General features: G+C 69.3%; 12 protein-coding genes. 3 read left to right on the forward strand and 9 right to left on the reverse strand.

The window, feature by feature from the left end:
* Position 1: 1 nt before the first annotated feature.
* From otnI to AC07XP_RS17255, 3 genes are read left to right on the forward strand one after another with little or no spacing between them, the layout of a single operon-like run.
* Positions 2-820, forward strand: a complete 819-nt coding sequence (gene otnI, locus AC07XP_RS17245) for a 2-oxo-tetronate isomerase (RefSeq protein WP_307695228.1) — start codon at positions 2-4, stop codon at positions 818-820.
* Positions 817-2,022 carry an amidohydrolase family protein gene (locus tag AC07XP_RS17250; protein ID WP_495265365.1) on the forward strand — a complete coding sequence of 402 codons (1,206 nt, stop codon included), beginning with the start codon at positions 817-819 and terminating at the stop codon, positions 2,020-2,022. Before otnI ends, AC07XP_RS17250 begins: the two co-directional genes overlap by 4 nt.
* Positions 2,019-2,486: a RidA family protein gene (locus tag AC07XP_RS17255; protein ID WP_062479653.1), complete on the forward strand. Its 468-nt coding sequence runs from the start codon at positions 2,019-2,021 to the stop codon at positions 2,484-2,486. The genes AC07XP_RS17250 and AC07XP_RS17255 overlap by 4 nt, the downstream gene beginning before the upstream one ends.
* On the opposite strand, the gene AC07XP_RS17260 is transcribed toward AC07XP_RS17255, so the two are convergent.
* The 9 genes from AC07XP_RS17260 to AC07XP_RS17300 form a co-directional block, all read right to left on the reverse strand.
* A complete protein-coding gene (locus AC07XP_RS17260) occupies positions 2,479-3,129 on the reverse strand; it encodes a TetR family transcriptional regulator C-terminal domain-containing protein (RefSeq protein ID WP_495265366.1) in 651 nt (216 codons plus the stop codon). The genes AC07XP_RS17255 and AC07XP_RS17260 overlap by 8 nt on opposite strands.
* Positions 3,126-4,088: a PDR/VanB family oxidoreductase gene (locus AC07XP_RS17265; RefSeq protein ID WP_495265367.1), complete on the reverse strand. Its 963-nt coding sequence runs from the start codon at positions 4,086-4,088 to the stop codon at positions 3,126-3,128. The genes AC07XP_RS17260 and AC07XP_RS17265 overlap by 4 nt, the downstream gene beginning before the upstream one ends.
* Before the next feature lie 21 nt (positions 4,089-4,109).
* Positions 4,110-4,703, reverse strand: a complete 594-nt coding sequence (locus tag AC07XP_RS17270; RefSeq protein ID WP_139700783.1) for an NAD(P)H-dependent oxidoreductase — start codon at positions 4,701-4,703, stop codon at positions 4,110-4,112.
* Between the two features lie 140 nt (positions 4,704-4,843).
* Positions 4,844-5,872, reverse strand: coding sequence for an ABC transporter substrate-binding protein (locus AC07XP_RS17275; RefSeq protein ID WP_492687034.1), 1,029 nt, complete (start codon positions 5,870-5,872; stop codon positions 4,844-4,846).
* A 56-nt stretch (positions 5,873-5,928) separates the two neighbouring features.
* Positions 5,929-7,326: an FAD-binding oxidoreductase gene (locus AC07XP_RS17280; protein WP_495265368.1), complete on the reverse strand. Its 1,398-nt coding sequence runs from the start codon at positions 7,324-7,326 to the stop codon at positions 5,929-5,931.
* Complete coding sequence (locus AC07XP_RS17285) at positions 7,298-8,185, reverse strand: ABC transporter permease (RefSeq protein WP_495265369.1); 888 nt, start codon at positions 8,183-8,185, stop codon at positions 7,298-7,300. The genes AC07XP_RS17280 and AC07XP_RS17285 overlap by 29 nt, the downstream gene beginning before the upstream one ends.
* Positions 8,163-8,972 (reverse strand): ABC transporter ATP-binding protein, encoded by an 810-nt coding sequence (locus tag AC07XP_RS17290; protein ID WP_062479639.1) that lies wholly within the window; start codon positions 8,970-8,972, stop codon positions 8,163-8,165. The genes AC07XP_RS17285 and AC07XP_RS17290 overlap by 23 nt, the downstream gene beginning before the upstream one ends.
* A 14-nt stretch (positions 8,973-8,986) precedes the next feature.
* Entirely contained in the window at positions 8,987-9,808 is an 822-nt protein-coding gene (locus AC07XP_RS17295; RefSeq protein ID WP_062479637.1) for a creatininase family protein, read from the reverse strand.
* Positions 9,809-9,978: 170 nt separating this feature from the next.
* Positions 9,979-12,597, reverse strand: a complete 2,619-nt coding sequence (locus AC07XP_RS17300) for an autotransporter family protein (protein WP_495265370.1) — start codon at positions 12,595-12,597, stop codon at positions 9,979-9,981.
* Positions 12,598-12,735 lie beyond the last annotated feature (138 nt).

Raw genomic sequence — 12,735 nt, forward strand, 5'->3', positions numbered from 1 at the left:
CATGCCCCAATTCGCCGCCAACCTCTCGATGCTCTATCCGGAGCTCGCATTTCTCGACCGCTTCGACGCCGCCGCGAAAGACGGCTTCCAGGCCGTCGAGTACCTCTTTCCCTACGACTTCAGCAAGGAAGACATCGTCGCGCGCCTGAAGCACAACGGCCTGCAGCAGGTGCTGTTCAACGGCCCGCCCGGCGACTGGGCCGGCGGCGAGCGCGGCCTGGCCTGCCTGCCGGGGCGCGAGGGCGAGTTCCGCGAAGGCATTGCCAAGGCCATCGACTACGCCGTGGCGCTCGACTGCCCGCGCATCCACGTCATGGCCGGCCTCGTGCCCGAAGGCCTCACGCGCGAGGCGGCAGAGGCCGTCTATGTCGGGAACCTGCGCTGGGCCGCGGCCGAGGCTGCGAAGGCCGGGCGTGACGTGCTGATCGAGCCGATCAACACGCGCGACATCCCGCGCTTCTTCCTCAACCGGCAGGACCACGCGCACCAGATCGTCGAGACCGTGGGCGCCGCCAACCTCAAGGTGCAGATGGACCTGTACCACTGCCAGATCGTCGAAGGCGACGTGGCGATGAAGCTGCGCCAGTACCTGCCGACCGGCCGCGTCGGCCACCTGCAGATCGCGGGCGTGCCCGAGCGCCACGAGCCCGATGTGGGCGAGCAGAACTACGACTACCTCTTCGGCGTGATCGACGAGGTTTCGGCGCAGTGTGGCTGGCAGGGCTGGGTCGGTTGCGAATACCGCCCGCGCCGCGGCATGGAGCCCGGCGGCACCTCGGCCGGCCTGGGCTGGCTGCGCGACTGGCGCCAGCGCGCATGACGACGACGCTCGAAGCGCTGCGCATTCCGGCGCCGCTGCGGGGCTTTGCTGCAGCGGGCGATGCGCAGGTCTTCGACGTCACGATCGACGGCGACAAGGTCGCGGCCATCGCGCCCAGCGCCTCGCAGACGCAAGCGCGCGGCACGCTGCTGAGCGCGCTCGTCGAGGCGCACGCGCACATCGACAAGAACTTCACCGTGCAGGACGTCGGCGCCGCGCAGGGCGACCTGTTCACCGCCATCGAACGCATGGGCCGTCACCGCGCGAGCTGGACCGGCGCCTCGCTGCGCCTGCGCATGGAGCGCGCGCTGCACGAGGCCTGGCGCGCCGGCACGCGCGCGCTGCGCACGCACCTGGACTGGGTCGAGCCCGAGCCGCCGGCCGCGCTGGCCGTGTTCGAGGCGCTGCGCGAGGAATGGGCCGGCCGCATCGAGCTGCAGTTCGTCGCGCTCGTGCCGCTCGACGTGTTCGCCGACCCCGCCGCCGGCGAGCGCATCGCGCGCGACGTGAAGCGCGCGGGCGGTTCGCTGGGCGCTTTCATCTACCGCAACGACGGCCTCTTCGCCAAGCTGGGCCGCGTGTTCGACCTCGCGCAGCAGCACGGGCTGGGGCTCGACTTCCATGTCGACGAAGGCCTGGACACCGACGCCAGCGGCCTGCGCAGCATCGCGCAGCTGGTGCGCGCGCGCGACTTCAAGGGCCGCGTGGTCTGCGGCCACGCCTGCTCGCTCTCGGTGCAGGACGACGCCGTGGCCGCAGAAACGCTCACCTTGTGCGCCGGCGCCGGGCTGCACCTCGTCGCGCTGCCGACCACCAACCTCTACCTGCAGGGCGCGTGGGACCGCACGCCCGTGGCGCGCGGCATCACGCGCATCCGTGAGGCGGCGGCGCACGGCCTGCGCGCCAGCCTGGCCACCGACAACGTGCAGGACGCCTTCTATCCCTACGGCAGCTACGACCTGCTTGAGACCTTCGGCCTGGGCGTGCAGATGGCGCACCTCGCGCCCGCCGCCGACTGGCTCGACACCATCACCGTGAACCCCGCCAAGGCGCTGGGCCTCGCGTGGGACGGCCGCATCGCGCCGGGCTGCCCGGCCGACCTGGTGGTGCTGGCCGCCACCGACGAACACGAACTCATCGGCCCGCGCGGACGGCAACGCACCGTCTACCGCGCAGGCCGGGCACTGGAGAACACACCATGAGCATGGGCAAGCCGATGGCCAACTATGCCGCCGCCAAGCGCGTCGGCGATTTCGTCTTCATGAGCGGCGTGGTCGCCGTCGACCCGGCCACGCGCCGCGCGGTGGCCGGCTACGACGCCATCCCGGAAGAAGCCCGCACCGCGCTGCAGGGCGTGGGCTATGCCACGGGCCAGATGTCGGTCGACATCTTCGAGGCGCCCATCGTGGCGCAGAGCTGGTTCGTGCTGGAGCGCATCCGCCAGATCGCCGCCGAGCACGGCGGCACCATGGAAGACGTGGTGAAGCTGGTGCAGTACTTCCGCCACCTGCCGCACTACGCCTTCTACAACCGCGTGCGCGGCCTGTTCTATCCGGGCGAGCCGCCGGTGAGCACGGTGGTCGAGGTGTCGCGCTTCCTGCCGGGCGACGAGGTGCTCGTCGAGGTGGAAGCCACCATGTACCTGCCGCAACGCGCGGCTACTTGACGCCCGCGCCCTTGAGCAGGAACTCCGTCACCTGCTCGATCAGGTAGCGCCGGTCCTTGTCGTCGCCCTGCTGCGCCGTGTTGCGGTAGTAGGCGGCTTGCGTGGCGTGGTCGGCGTAGAACTGCGTCACGGCCCAGATGTGGAACAGCACCAGCATCGGGTCGGCGGTGTCCATGAGGCCCTGGTTCATCCAGTTCTGGATCACGGCGGCGGCCTGGTCGGTGCGCTGCTTGCTCGTGTCCATCATGCTGTTGATGACGGGCGCGCCGCGCATCATCTCGGCGGTGAAGATGCGCGAACGCAGCGGATGTTCGAACGAGAACATCATCTTGCGCTGGATCAGGTCGCCCAGCACCTTGCGCGGGCCGAAGGCCTCGTCGCTGAAGCCGAACACCACGATCCAGTCGGTCAGGATGTCCTGCAGCACCTGGCGGTACAGCGCCTCCTTGCTCTCGATGTAGTAGTGCAGCTGCGCCTTCGACAGGCCCGCCTTGTCGGCGATGGCCTGGGTCGAGGCGCCGGCCAGCCCATCGCTGGCGAACACCTCGATGGCGGCCTGGTTGATGAGGCCCAGCACCTGCGTGTACTTGCGCGATCGCCCGCGCGTGGCGGGGGCTTCGCTGTCGGTGTCCGTCACGCTCACAGCTGCAGCACCAGGTCGGGGCCCTTGGCGCGCGAGCAGCACAGCGCCACCTTGGTGCGTCGTTCGGTGCCCGTGAGGCAGAAGTCGCGGTGCTCGGCGCCGTCGCCGTCGCCCTCGACCACGCAGGTGCCGCACAGGCCCTGCTGGCACGACACGGGGATGTCGATGCCCACTTCGTGCAGCGCGTCGACCGCGGTCTGGTCGGCCGCCACCGGCACCTCGATGCCACGCCGCGCCAGCTTCAGCGTGAAGGGCAGGCCGGTGGTGGCGGCGGCCGTGCCGGTGGGCGCGGCGAAGTACTCGGTGTGCAGCGCGTCCTCGGGCCAGTGCGCGGCGGCCTCGCGCACCGCCTGCATGAAGCCGCCGGGGCCGCACACGTACAGGTGCGTGTCGGGCGTGCGCTCGGCCAGCAGGGCGCGCAGGTCGATGCGTTGCGTCGCATCGCCCTGGTCCAGGTGCAGCTTCAGGTGCGGCGCCAGCGCGGGCGCGCGCAGCGCCTCGGCGAAGGCCAGGTGCTCCTCGCTGCGCGCGAACACGCACAGCGTGAAGTCGGCGCCGCGCGCGGCCAGCGCCTGCGCCATGGCCAGCAGCGGCGTCATGCCGATGCCGCCGGCCAGCAGCAGGTGGCGCCGGGCTTCGGCGCGCAGCGGAAAGGTGTTGCGCGGTGCGCTGATCGCAATGAGGTCGCCCTCGCGCACGCGCTCGTGCATCGAGGCCGAGCCGCCGCGGCTGGCGTGTTCGCGCTTCACGCCGATCACGTAGCCGCCGGTGCCCGAGGGCGCGCGCGCCAGCGAGTACTGGCGCGAGAAGCCGCCGGGCATGTGCACGTCGATGTGCGCGCCGGCCTCGTAGCCGGGCAGTGCGCGTCCCCACGGATGCGTCAGCTCGAAGGCCAGGATTTCCGGCGTCTGCCGCGAGATGCGTTCGACACGGACGGTCAGCGTGCGTTCGAGGCTCATGGTGTGTGTCTCCCTGCGTGTCTACTGGATGTTGTGCAGCGTGCGCGCCACGCGCGCGATGAAATGGGTGCGGTCGCTGTCGGTGACGGCGTTCATGTCGTGCAGCTGCAGCCACGTCACCTTGCAGCGCCACGCGAACAGCGCCCGCAGCGCGCGCGTGAACAGCCGCCGCCCCGGGTCGCCGATGGCCATCACGAACCAGCGCGGCGAGCCGCCGGTGGTCACCACCGTCAGCCGGCGGATGTGCCGCATGCCCGACTTCGCGAGCTGCCCCTTGCGCTCGGCGGGCAGGAAGGCCACGCCCGGCAGCCACACGCGCTCGAGCCAGCCCTTGAGCATGGACGGCGGTCCATGGAACCAGGTGGGGTAGACGAACACCAGGTGTTCGGCCCACAGCAGCGCTTCGACGTGGGGTTTCACGCGTTCGCGGATCAGTTCGGGGTTGTCGAGGTAGGCGATGCGCTCTTCGCGTGTCAGCGTCGGGTCGAAGCCCTCGGCGTACAGGTCGATGGCCTTGACGGGATGTCGCGGCGTGAGGGCCTCGAGGGCGGTGCGGTACAGCGCGTGGTTGAAGCTGTCAGGGTTCGGATGGCAGTGGACGACGAGCGTTTTCATGGTTCGGGCCGGTTCGCCTGTTCGGCGAGACGGGGTCAGAGCCCAGGGATAAAAGGCCGCGCGTGCCTTATGGCAACCCAGGCGCCGGCATCTGACCCCGGCGCAAGCCCCGCGCGACCCACGGGAAAAAACGAAGCGAATTACTTGCCGGTGAGCTTCTTGCGGATGTCGACGCCGACGCCCTTGTTGACGAACTGCGTGGTCGCGACCTTCGACAGGTCGATCTCGCCCGGCTTGTACAGGCCGGCCTTGACCATCTTGTCGTAGAAGTCCTTCACGCGTGCTTCGTCCATGGCGCCGATGCCCTTGGTGAGCGAGTCGCCGCTGTCGATGATGCCCATCTTCTTGATGAGGTCGATGGAGCCCTGCAGCGCGGCCGGCGTGGCGTCGGGGTTGGTCTTGGCGATGAGCTCGTTGGCGGCCTTGTTGTCGCCGTAGAGGTAGTTGTTCCAGCCGACGATCGAGGCCTCGATGAACTTGCGCACCGTCTCGGGCTTGGTCTTGATCAGGTCGGCGCGGGTCTCGATGGTGGTGGCGTAGGTCGAGAAGCCGTGGTCGGCCAGGAGGTGCACCACCGGGTCGAAGCCGGCCTGGGCCTTGATCGACAGCGGCTCCGAGATGGCGTAGCCCTGTTGAATGGATTTCTTGTCGGCCAGGAACGGGCCCACGTTGAAGGTGTAGGGCTTGAGCTGCGCGTCCTTGAAGCCGTGCTCCGACTTCATCCACTGCCAGAAGCTGAACTGGCCGTCCTTGCCGATGAAGGCCACGGGCGCCTTGGTCATGTCCTTGAAGGTGTCGTAGCCCTGGCCCGGGTGGGCGAACATGGCCTGCGGGTCTTTCTGGAAGATGGCGGCGACCACCACGGTGGGCACGCCGTTCTTCACGTTGTCGAAGGACTGCAGCAGGTTGCCGGTCATGAGGAAGTCGACCTTGCCGGCTGGCAGCATGGGCCGGTTGTTGACCATCGGGCCGCCCTGCATGATTTCCACGTCGAGCCCGTACTTCTTGTAGGTGCCGTCCACCAGCGCCTGGTAGAAGCCGCCGTGGCCGGCCTGCGCCTTCCAGTTGGTGGCGAACACCACTTTGTCCTGGGCCTGTGCGGCGAGGGCGGCGCCTGCGAGGGCCAGGCCGAAGGCCAGCGGCCGAAGAGAGAAAGCGGGGATGCGCATGGGGACGGACTCCTGTGGAGGTTGGGGTGGGGACGGAATGCGAAGGCTCGGTATTTTCAGCGCTCGACGGCCATGTCGGGCGTCCAGCCGCGCGTCTTGCCGGGGTTCATCAGGCCCATCGGGTCGCTGCGCTTCTTGAACTCGATCTGCTGCGTGTCGATGGTCTTCATGCCGCCGTCCTCGATGGTGAAGACGTGCGGGTTGAAGATCTGCGCGCCGCCCTGCGACTCGATCTCGCGCATCACCTCGTACTGGTGGGCCTCGCCCTTCCAGCGCACGAGCAGGATGCCGAAGGTGCCGCACTGGCCGTTGGCGCGCGCGAAGTCCTGGTGCTGCAGCACGTCGTCGCCGAAGATGGCCAGGTGGCGCTCGACCACGGCCGGGTCGAAGGGCTGGGCGTAGGCCACCTGCAGGTAGGTCCAGCTGCGGTCGGCCTTCAGCGCCTGCAGCGTCGTGTGGTTGAAGGCGCACTCGTAGGCCGGCGGCAGGCCCTCGGCCTGCAGCTCGGCCTCGGTGCCGGCCACCGACAGGGTGCCGCCGTGCGCCGCCGCGAGCGCGCGGAATTCGGCCATCGAGTCGGGCGAGACCATGGTGAACACCGCGTGCCGGTCGGGCGGAAAGCGATCGCCCATGGCCGTGTAGTAGGGCGAGAAGCGCGCCTCCACGGTCGACAGCAGGAAGATGTCCAGCGAGGGCGCCTGCGCGGCAATGCCGAAGTCGAGCGCGCCGCGGTAGGTGTCGAACAGCGCCGTGCAGTGCACCCAGTCGACCGCCGGGCTCAGCGCCACTTCCACGTCGAGGATCACGCCGTTGGTGCCGTAGGCATGGTGCACCTGCTGGATCTCGTCGCCGACCAGCTCGATGACGCGCGGCTCGCGCTCCACCGTCATCACGCGCGCGCGCAGCAGGTTGCCGGGGTCGCGCAGGATGCCGTGGCGGAACGACCCGATGCCACCGAAGCCGCCCGCGATGAAGCCGCCGATGCTGGCCACGTGCCAGGTCGAGGGCCACATGCGCAGCGCCTGCCCGGTCTCGCGCGCGGCCAGGTCGATGTCGTGCATGCGCGCACCGGCCTCGACGCGGATGCGGCCGTCGGCCAGGTCGAGCACGCGGCACATCTGCGTCACGTCGAGCACGAGCCCGCCTTCGAGCGGCACGCACTGGCCGTAGTTGCCGGTGCCGCCGGCGCGCACGGTGAGCGGCAGCTTCCACTTCGCGGCCACGGCCGCGGCCTGGCGCACGTCGTCCTCGGTGCTGACCTTGACCACGAGGTCGGCCACACAGCCCGCGAGCTGCGCCGTGAGGATCGGGCTGTACCAGTAGAAGTCCTTCGACAGCTGCTTGCGCTGGCTGGGCGTGGCGATCACGTTCAGGCCGCGCAGGTCGTCGTGCACGGCGTCCCAGTCGACGGTGGACAGCGGGGTTCTAGCGTTCACGGCGCATTTCGCTTTCATGCCAGTGGCCGAGCACGAGGCGCGACAGGGCGGCGAACACGATGAAGATCACGATGCCCAGCAACGACACCAGCAGCAGCGCCGCGAACATCATCGGGATCTCGGTGCGGAAGCTCGATTCGAGGATGCGCGAGGCCAGCCCCGTTTCCTTGCCCGCCGTGCCGGCCGTGAACTCGGCCACCACCGCGCCGATCAGGCTCAGGCCGCCGGCGATCTTCAGGCCCGCCATGAAGTACGGCAGCGCGCTGGGCGCCAGCAGGTAGCGGAAGGTCTGCCAGGGCGAGGCCTTGTACAGCTGGAACAGGTCGCGCAGGTTGCTGTCGGCGCTCTTCAGGCCGATGACGGTGTTCGACAGGATAGGGAAGAAGGCCACGATCCACGCGCACAGCAGCAGCGCCGCGGTGGTGCTCGACACGTAGATCAGGATCAGCGGCGCGATCGCGATGATCGGCGTCACCTGCAGGATCACGGCGATCGGGAACAGGCCGATTTCCACCCACTTGAACAGCGCGAACGCAATCGCCAGCAGCACGCCGCCGACGATGGCGGCGCCCAGCGCCAGCAGCGTGAGCTTCACCGTGAACCACAGCGCGCCCGAGAGCGACCCCCAGTTGTCGAACAGCGTGCGCAGGATGAGCGAGGGCGCGGGCAGGATGTAGTGCGGGATGTCGTTGGCGCGCACCATCCACTCCCACACCAGCAGCAGCGCCGCGACGATAACGACCGGCACGACGATGCGCAGCGTGGCCTCGCGCCGGCGCAGCTTGTCTTCGTGCGCGCGCAGCATCTCGGCGGACGGCGTGGCTTCGTTGGTGGTGTCGAGGGGCATCACGGTTTCAATGGTCGATGTCGAGGCCATGGAGCGCTCCGTGCAGAGATTGCGAAACAGCCGTGCAGTGCGCGTTGTAGCGGCTGGAGGTGCGGAAGGCCTCGCCGCGCGGGTAAGGCTCGTCGATGGCGATCTCGTCGATCACGCGGCCCGGGCGCGCCGCCATCACGACGATGCGGTTCGACAAATACACCGACTCGTACACGCTGTGCGTGACGAACACGATCGAGAAGCGGTGCTCGCGCCAGATGGCCAGGAGGTCGTTGTTGAGCTTGATGCGCGTCATTTCGTCGAGCGCGGCAAAGGGCTCGTCCATGAGCAGCAGGCGCGGGTGCGTGACCAGTGCGCGCGCGATCGACACGCGCATCTTCATGCCGCCCGAGAGCTCGCGCGGGTACACGTCGGCAAAGCGCGAGAGGCCGACCAGCTCCAGCACGTGCTGCACCACCGGCGCGGCTTCGTCGCGGCTCATGCCCGCGAGCTTGAGCGGCAGCCAGACGTTGTCGAACACCTTGGTCCAGGGCATGAGCGTGGGCTCCTGGAACACGAAGCCCAGGTCGCGGTCGCTCTTGCTGTCCTTGGCGCTGCCGGTGTTGGCGCCCGACCATTGCATGTCGCCCGAGCTGATGCGGGTGAGCCCGGCGATCAGCCGCAGCGCGGTGCTCTTGCCGCAGCCCGAGGGGCCCAGGAAGCTGACGAAGTCGTGCTCGCCGATGTCGAGCGTCATGCCCTGCAGGGCGAGCGTGCCGTTGGCAAAGCGCTTGCCGACGTTGCGCAGGCGGACCAGGGGCGGCGTGGATGGCGTGGTGCTTTCCATGGGACTCCTTGGTGTCAGCGCCAGGCCGGAACGTTGGCCAGGCGCGAGAGCGGGAAGCGGTCGATCTCGTGCAGCAGCTCGACGAAGCGCTGGCCCACGTGGTCGAGCACCGCGGCGCCCTTCTCGGCGCTGGCGCGCGTGGCGTCGCCGGCGGCGCCGGCCGGGTTGATGTCGTGCATCTGCCAGCCGAGCTTGCCGCTGGGCGTGATCGACAGGAACTTGTTCTCGGCCGCCAGCTGCTCGGTCATGGAGCCGAAGTTCTGGAACTGATCCTTGCGCACGTAATCGGGCGTGAGGTGCAGCATCACCGAGCTCTCGAGATCGCCGGCATGGATGCCGTGCTTGCCTTCGTGCGCGGTGAACAGGCCCTCGGGCAGGCCCAGCGTGTACCAGTTGGCGGCCACGACCATCATGTCGTGCTCTTCGCGCAGGTCGCGCGCCACGATGTCCATGACGCTCATCTGGCCGCCGTGGCTGTTGTAGAGCACCAGCTTGCGCACGCCGGCCTTGGCGACGCAGGCGCCGACGTCCTTCCACAGCGAGATCAGCGTGTTCGCCGACACCGTGAGCGTGCCCGGGTAGCGCGAGTGCTCGTTGCTCTTGCCGTAGGGCACGGTGGGCAGGAACAGCACCGGCAGGTCGTCGGGCAGGTAGGGCAGGCTGGCGCGCACCATGCCGTCGATGGTGGCGGTGTCGGTCGACATCGGCAAATGGGGGCCGTGCTGTTCGGTCGCCCCCACCGGCAGCACGGCGATCAGCCGTTCGCGGTCGAGGCGGGAGAACTCTTCACTGGTCAGGTCGGACCAGAAGCGGCTGCGCAAGGGGGGGTGATTCATCGGGGTGTACCTCGTGGCGGGCGGACGGGATGATGGGCTAAATTATCCATACGGTCAAAAAAGACTGGCTATCCGTGGATACCCGTTGATATTTATCAAGCAAACCGCATGCCATCAAATTTGCACGGACGGTCAAAAGTCGAGCCGTCCGGGCGCCCGGCGCCCCGGGGTCACCAGCGCATGCGCAGCCCCAGTTGCCCCTGCACGCCGGTCTGCTCGGTGATGCCGATGGCGCTGGTGTAGGCCAGGCCGCCGTAGACCGACAGCGTCTTGTTCACCTGCCCGACGATGCCGCCGCCCACTTCGAGGGCGCTCGCGTTGCGGCGGTTGGCGACCCGGTCGGTCGGCCCGAAGTAGAGGGCGTTGCTGCCGCTGAAGGTGTGCCACAGGTTGAGCTTCAGGTAGGGCTTCCAGACGCCGCCGCCCGCCTCGAAGCGGCCTTCGAGCCGTGCGCCCAGCCGGCCGGTGACGGCGTTGTCGCGCTGGAAGCGCACGGTCGAGAGGCCGTCGTCGAAGTCGTCGAGCGAACTGCGCTGCCAGATCAGCTGCACCTGCGGCTGCAGCGTGACGGTGTCGCTCAGCGCCAGCGGGTAGCCGGCCTCGAGCGAGGCGGTCACGCTGGTGCCGTGCGGGCGGCCGCCGCGCCCCAGGGTGGAGCGCGCATCGGCCTTGTAGCGCGTGGCCAGCAGCACGGCGTCGCTGTACCAGCCGCTGCTCGCGATGCGCGTCCAGTAGGCGCCCAGGCTGTAGCCCTCGACGGTGAGCCGGCCGGCCGCCGCGTTGGTGGCGCCGCCGGCGACGCCGCTCGCGTGGCCGCTGGCCCGCGTGTAGCCGCCCAGCACGCCGACGCGGTGGCGCCCGCCCGCGCCGTCGGTGGCCGCCAGGAAGTCGTGGCCCAGCTGCAGGCCGCTGACGCTGCCGTCGAACTGCGGGTTCGCATCGCCGCGCAGGCGCTGCCGCGTGCTTTCGCCGAACACGCGGCCCCACGAGGCCTGCCGGCCTTCACCGTCCGTGAGCAACTGCGCGTCGCCCTGCCGGTCGTGGAAGGTGCCCAGCTGCGCCCGCCCGAGGCGGCGCACGGCGATCGGCAGGGCGCTGTACAGCGGTACCTCGGGCCGGTAGAGCTTGACCTGCTCCACCGTCGCCGGCGCGCCGGTCTCGGCGATCACCTCGGCGGCTTCCTCCAGCGAGCCCACCACGGTGCCGCCCACGAGATAGCCGTTGTTGCGCAGGTACCAGTTGTCGCGGTTGCTGCCTGTCGCGCCGCCGCGGAACAGCCGGTAGTTGTAGGCACCGGCCTCCACCGCCTGGGTCAGCGAGAACGCGTGGTCGGCCGTGGTGCCGCCGTTGACGGCCTGCACCACCAGGATGCCGTCGGCCAGCGTGGGCGCGCCCAGGCCGCCGCGGTTCACCACGCGCAGGCCGGTGGACCCCGTGGCCGCGCCGCCGTCGATCACCAGCTTGTCCGAGGGTGCGTTGTCGCCCGCCAGCACGGTGTTGACCTGCAGCAGCGCGCCGCTGCCGCCCACGTAGTTGCCGCGCACCGTGAAGGCGCCGAAGCCGACGCCGTCGTTCGGGCCAGGCAGCAGCGTGCCCTGGTTGGTGACGTTGCCCGCGAAGGTGCCGGTGCCGGCCACGGTGGTGCCGGGCAACACCGCGATGAGCGGGCTGGTCAGCGTGGCGGGCAGGGTGAAGCGGCCGGACTCGACGCGGATCGAATCCGAGAAGCTCGCGTCGGTCTGCCACGACCACGCGGTGCCGCGCATCGTCAGGTGCTGGAAGTTGCGGAAGGCGTTGTCGACCGTGCCGCTGCCTTCGAGAAAAGTGCTGGCCGTCTTGCCGACGCCGCCGTCGGCGCCGCCCTTGATGACCGAGCCGGTCTGCAGGATCAGCGTGCCGTTGCCGAGCGCGCCCATGTAGATCGCGTCGGTGCTGGCGGTGCCGCCGTGGCCTTCGACGGTGCCGGCGTTGACCAGCACGTCGTTGCCGTTCTGGCCGCGGTAGCCGTAGCCGTTGGCGCTCGAGAGCGTGGCGCCGGCCCGGTTCTCCACGCGCGAGAAGAAGGTGCCGCCCAGCGTGTTCGCATGCACCGCGTCGGCGCCGCCCGACGGCGAGTTGGCGCCCGTGGTGGCGATGCTGCCGGTGTTCACCAGCAGGTTGGCCACGAGGTTGCCGCCCTGCAGGTACACGCCCTTGGCCGAGTTGCCGATGGCCGAGATGCTGCCGTTGTTGATCACCGTGTTGCCCGGGCCCAGCAAAGAGATACCGTGCGAGCTGCCCCCCGTGGTGACGATGCTGCCGTTGTTGGTGATGCGCGTGCGCGTGCTGCTGTTCGACGTCACCAGGATGCCGGAGGTGCCGCTGCTCGTGGTGCGCAGGCTGCCGTTGTTGGTCAGCGTGTTGTCGTTGCCCGTGGCGACCATTGCCGCGCGCGCCGAGCCCGAGCCGCCCGACACCGTGATCGTGCCGTTGTTGGTGATGGTGCTCGCATCGCGCACCAGCAGCGCCTGCGTGGCGTTGGTGGTCAGCGTGGCGCCGCTGTTCACGGTGATGGTGACGCCGGTGCTGCCCGGCGTGGCGATCACGCTGGGCGATACGGTCGTGGTGCCGTCGCAGACCACCGTGTCGCCGGTGACCGGCGTGGCGGTGGGGCCGCAGGCCGCGTGCGCGGCGCCGCCTGCGAGCCCTGCAAGGGCGGCCGCGAGCCAGGGAAGGGGGGATGCCGGATGACGGCGGGGAAAAGAAAACCGAGAAAAGTGGGAAAACCGGGGGCCTCGCTCCATGCGCATGTCGTTTGCTCCTTCTTGTTTTTCATGAGGCCGTGGGGGCCTGGAGCGGCGGATTATTCAGTGCAATTGCCCTTCTGGAAACCGACGAACTTCCGTACTCACCGGGTCGGTCCCGATGGCGCGCCGACTTGAATGCGG

This window comes from Variovorax sp. GW531-E2 (genome assembly GCF_059423125.1).

Excerpts from the sequence above, each read along its gene's own strand:
- AC07XP_RS17270 (WP_139700783.1), bottom strand. The coding sequence starts at position 4,703 with ATGAAAACGCTCGTCGTCCACTGCCATCCGAACCCTGACAGCTTCAAC.
- AC07XP_RS17255 (WP_062479653.1), top strand. The coding sequence starts at position 2,019 with ATGAGCATGGGCAAGCCGATGGCCAACTATGCCGCCGCCAAGCGCGTC.
- AC07XP_RS17300 (WP_495265370.1), bottom strand. The coding sequence starts at position 12,597 with ATGCGCATGGAGCGAGGCCCCCGGTTTTCCCACTTTTCTCGGTTTTCT.
- AC07XP_RS17265 (WP_495265367.1), bottom strand. The coding sequence starts at position 4,088 with ATGAGCCTCGAACGCACGCTGACCGTCCGTGTCGAACGCATCTCGCGG.
- AC07XP_RS17295 (WP_062479637.1), bottom strand. The coding sequence starts at position 9,808 with ATGAATCACCCCCCCTTGCGCAGCCGCTTCTGGTCCGACCTGACCAGT.
- otnI (WP_307695228.1), top strand. The coding sequence starts at position 2 with ATGCCCCAATTCGCCGCCAACCTCTCGATGCTCTATCCGGAGCTCGCA.
- AC07XP_RS17285 (WP_495265369.1), bottom strand. The coding sequence starts at position 8,185 with ATGGCCTCGACATCGACCATTGAAACCGTGATGCCCCTCGACACCACC.
- AC07XP_RS17280 (WP_495265368.1), bottom strand. The coding sequence starts at position 7,326 with ATGAAAGCGAAATGCGCCGTGAACGCTAGAACCCCGCTGTCCACCGTC.
- AC07XP_RS17250 (WP_495265365.1), top strand. The coding sequence starts at position 817 with ATGACGACGACGCTCGAAGCGCTGCGCATTCCGGCGCCGCTGCGGGGC.
- AC07XP_RS17290 (WP_062479639.1), bottom strand. The coding sequence starts at position 8,972 with ATGGAAAGCACCACGCCATCCACGCCGCCCCTGGTCCGCCTGCGCAAC.
- AC07XP_RS17275 (WP_492687034.1), bottom strand. The coding sequence starts at position 5,872 with ATGCGCATCCCCGCTTTCTCTCTTCGGCCGCTGGCCTTCGGCCTGGCC.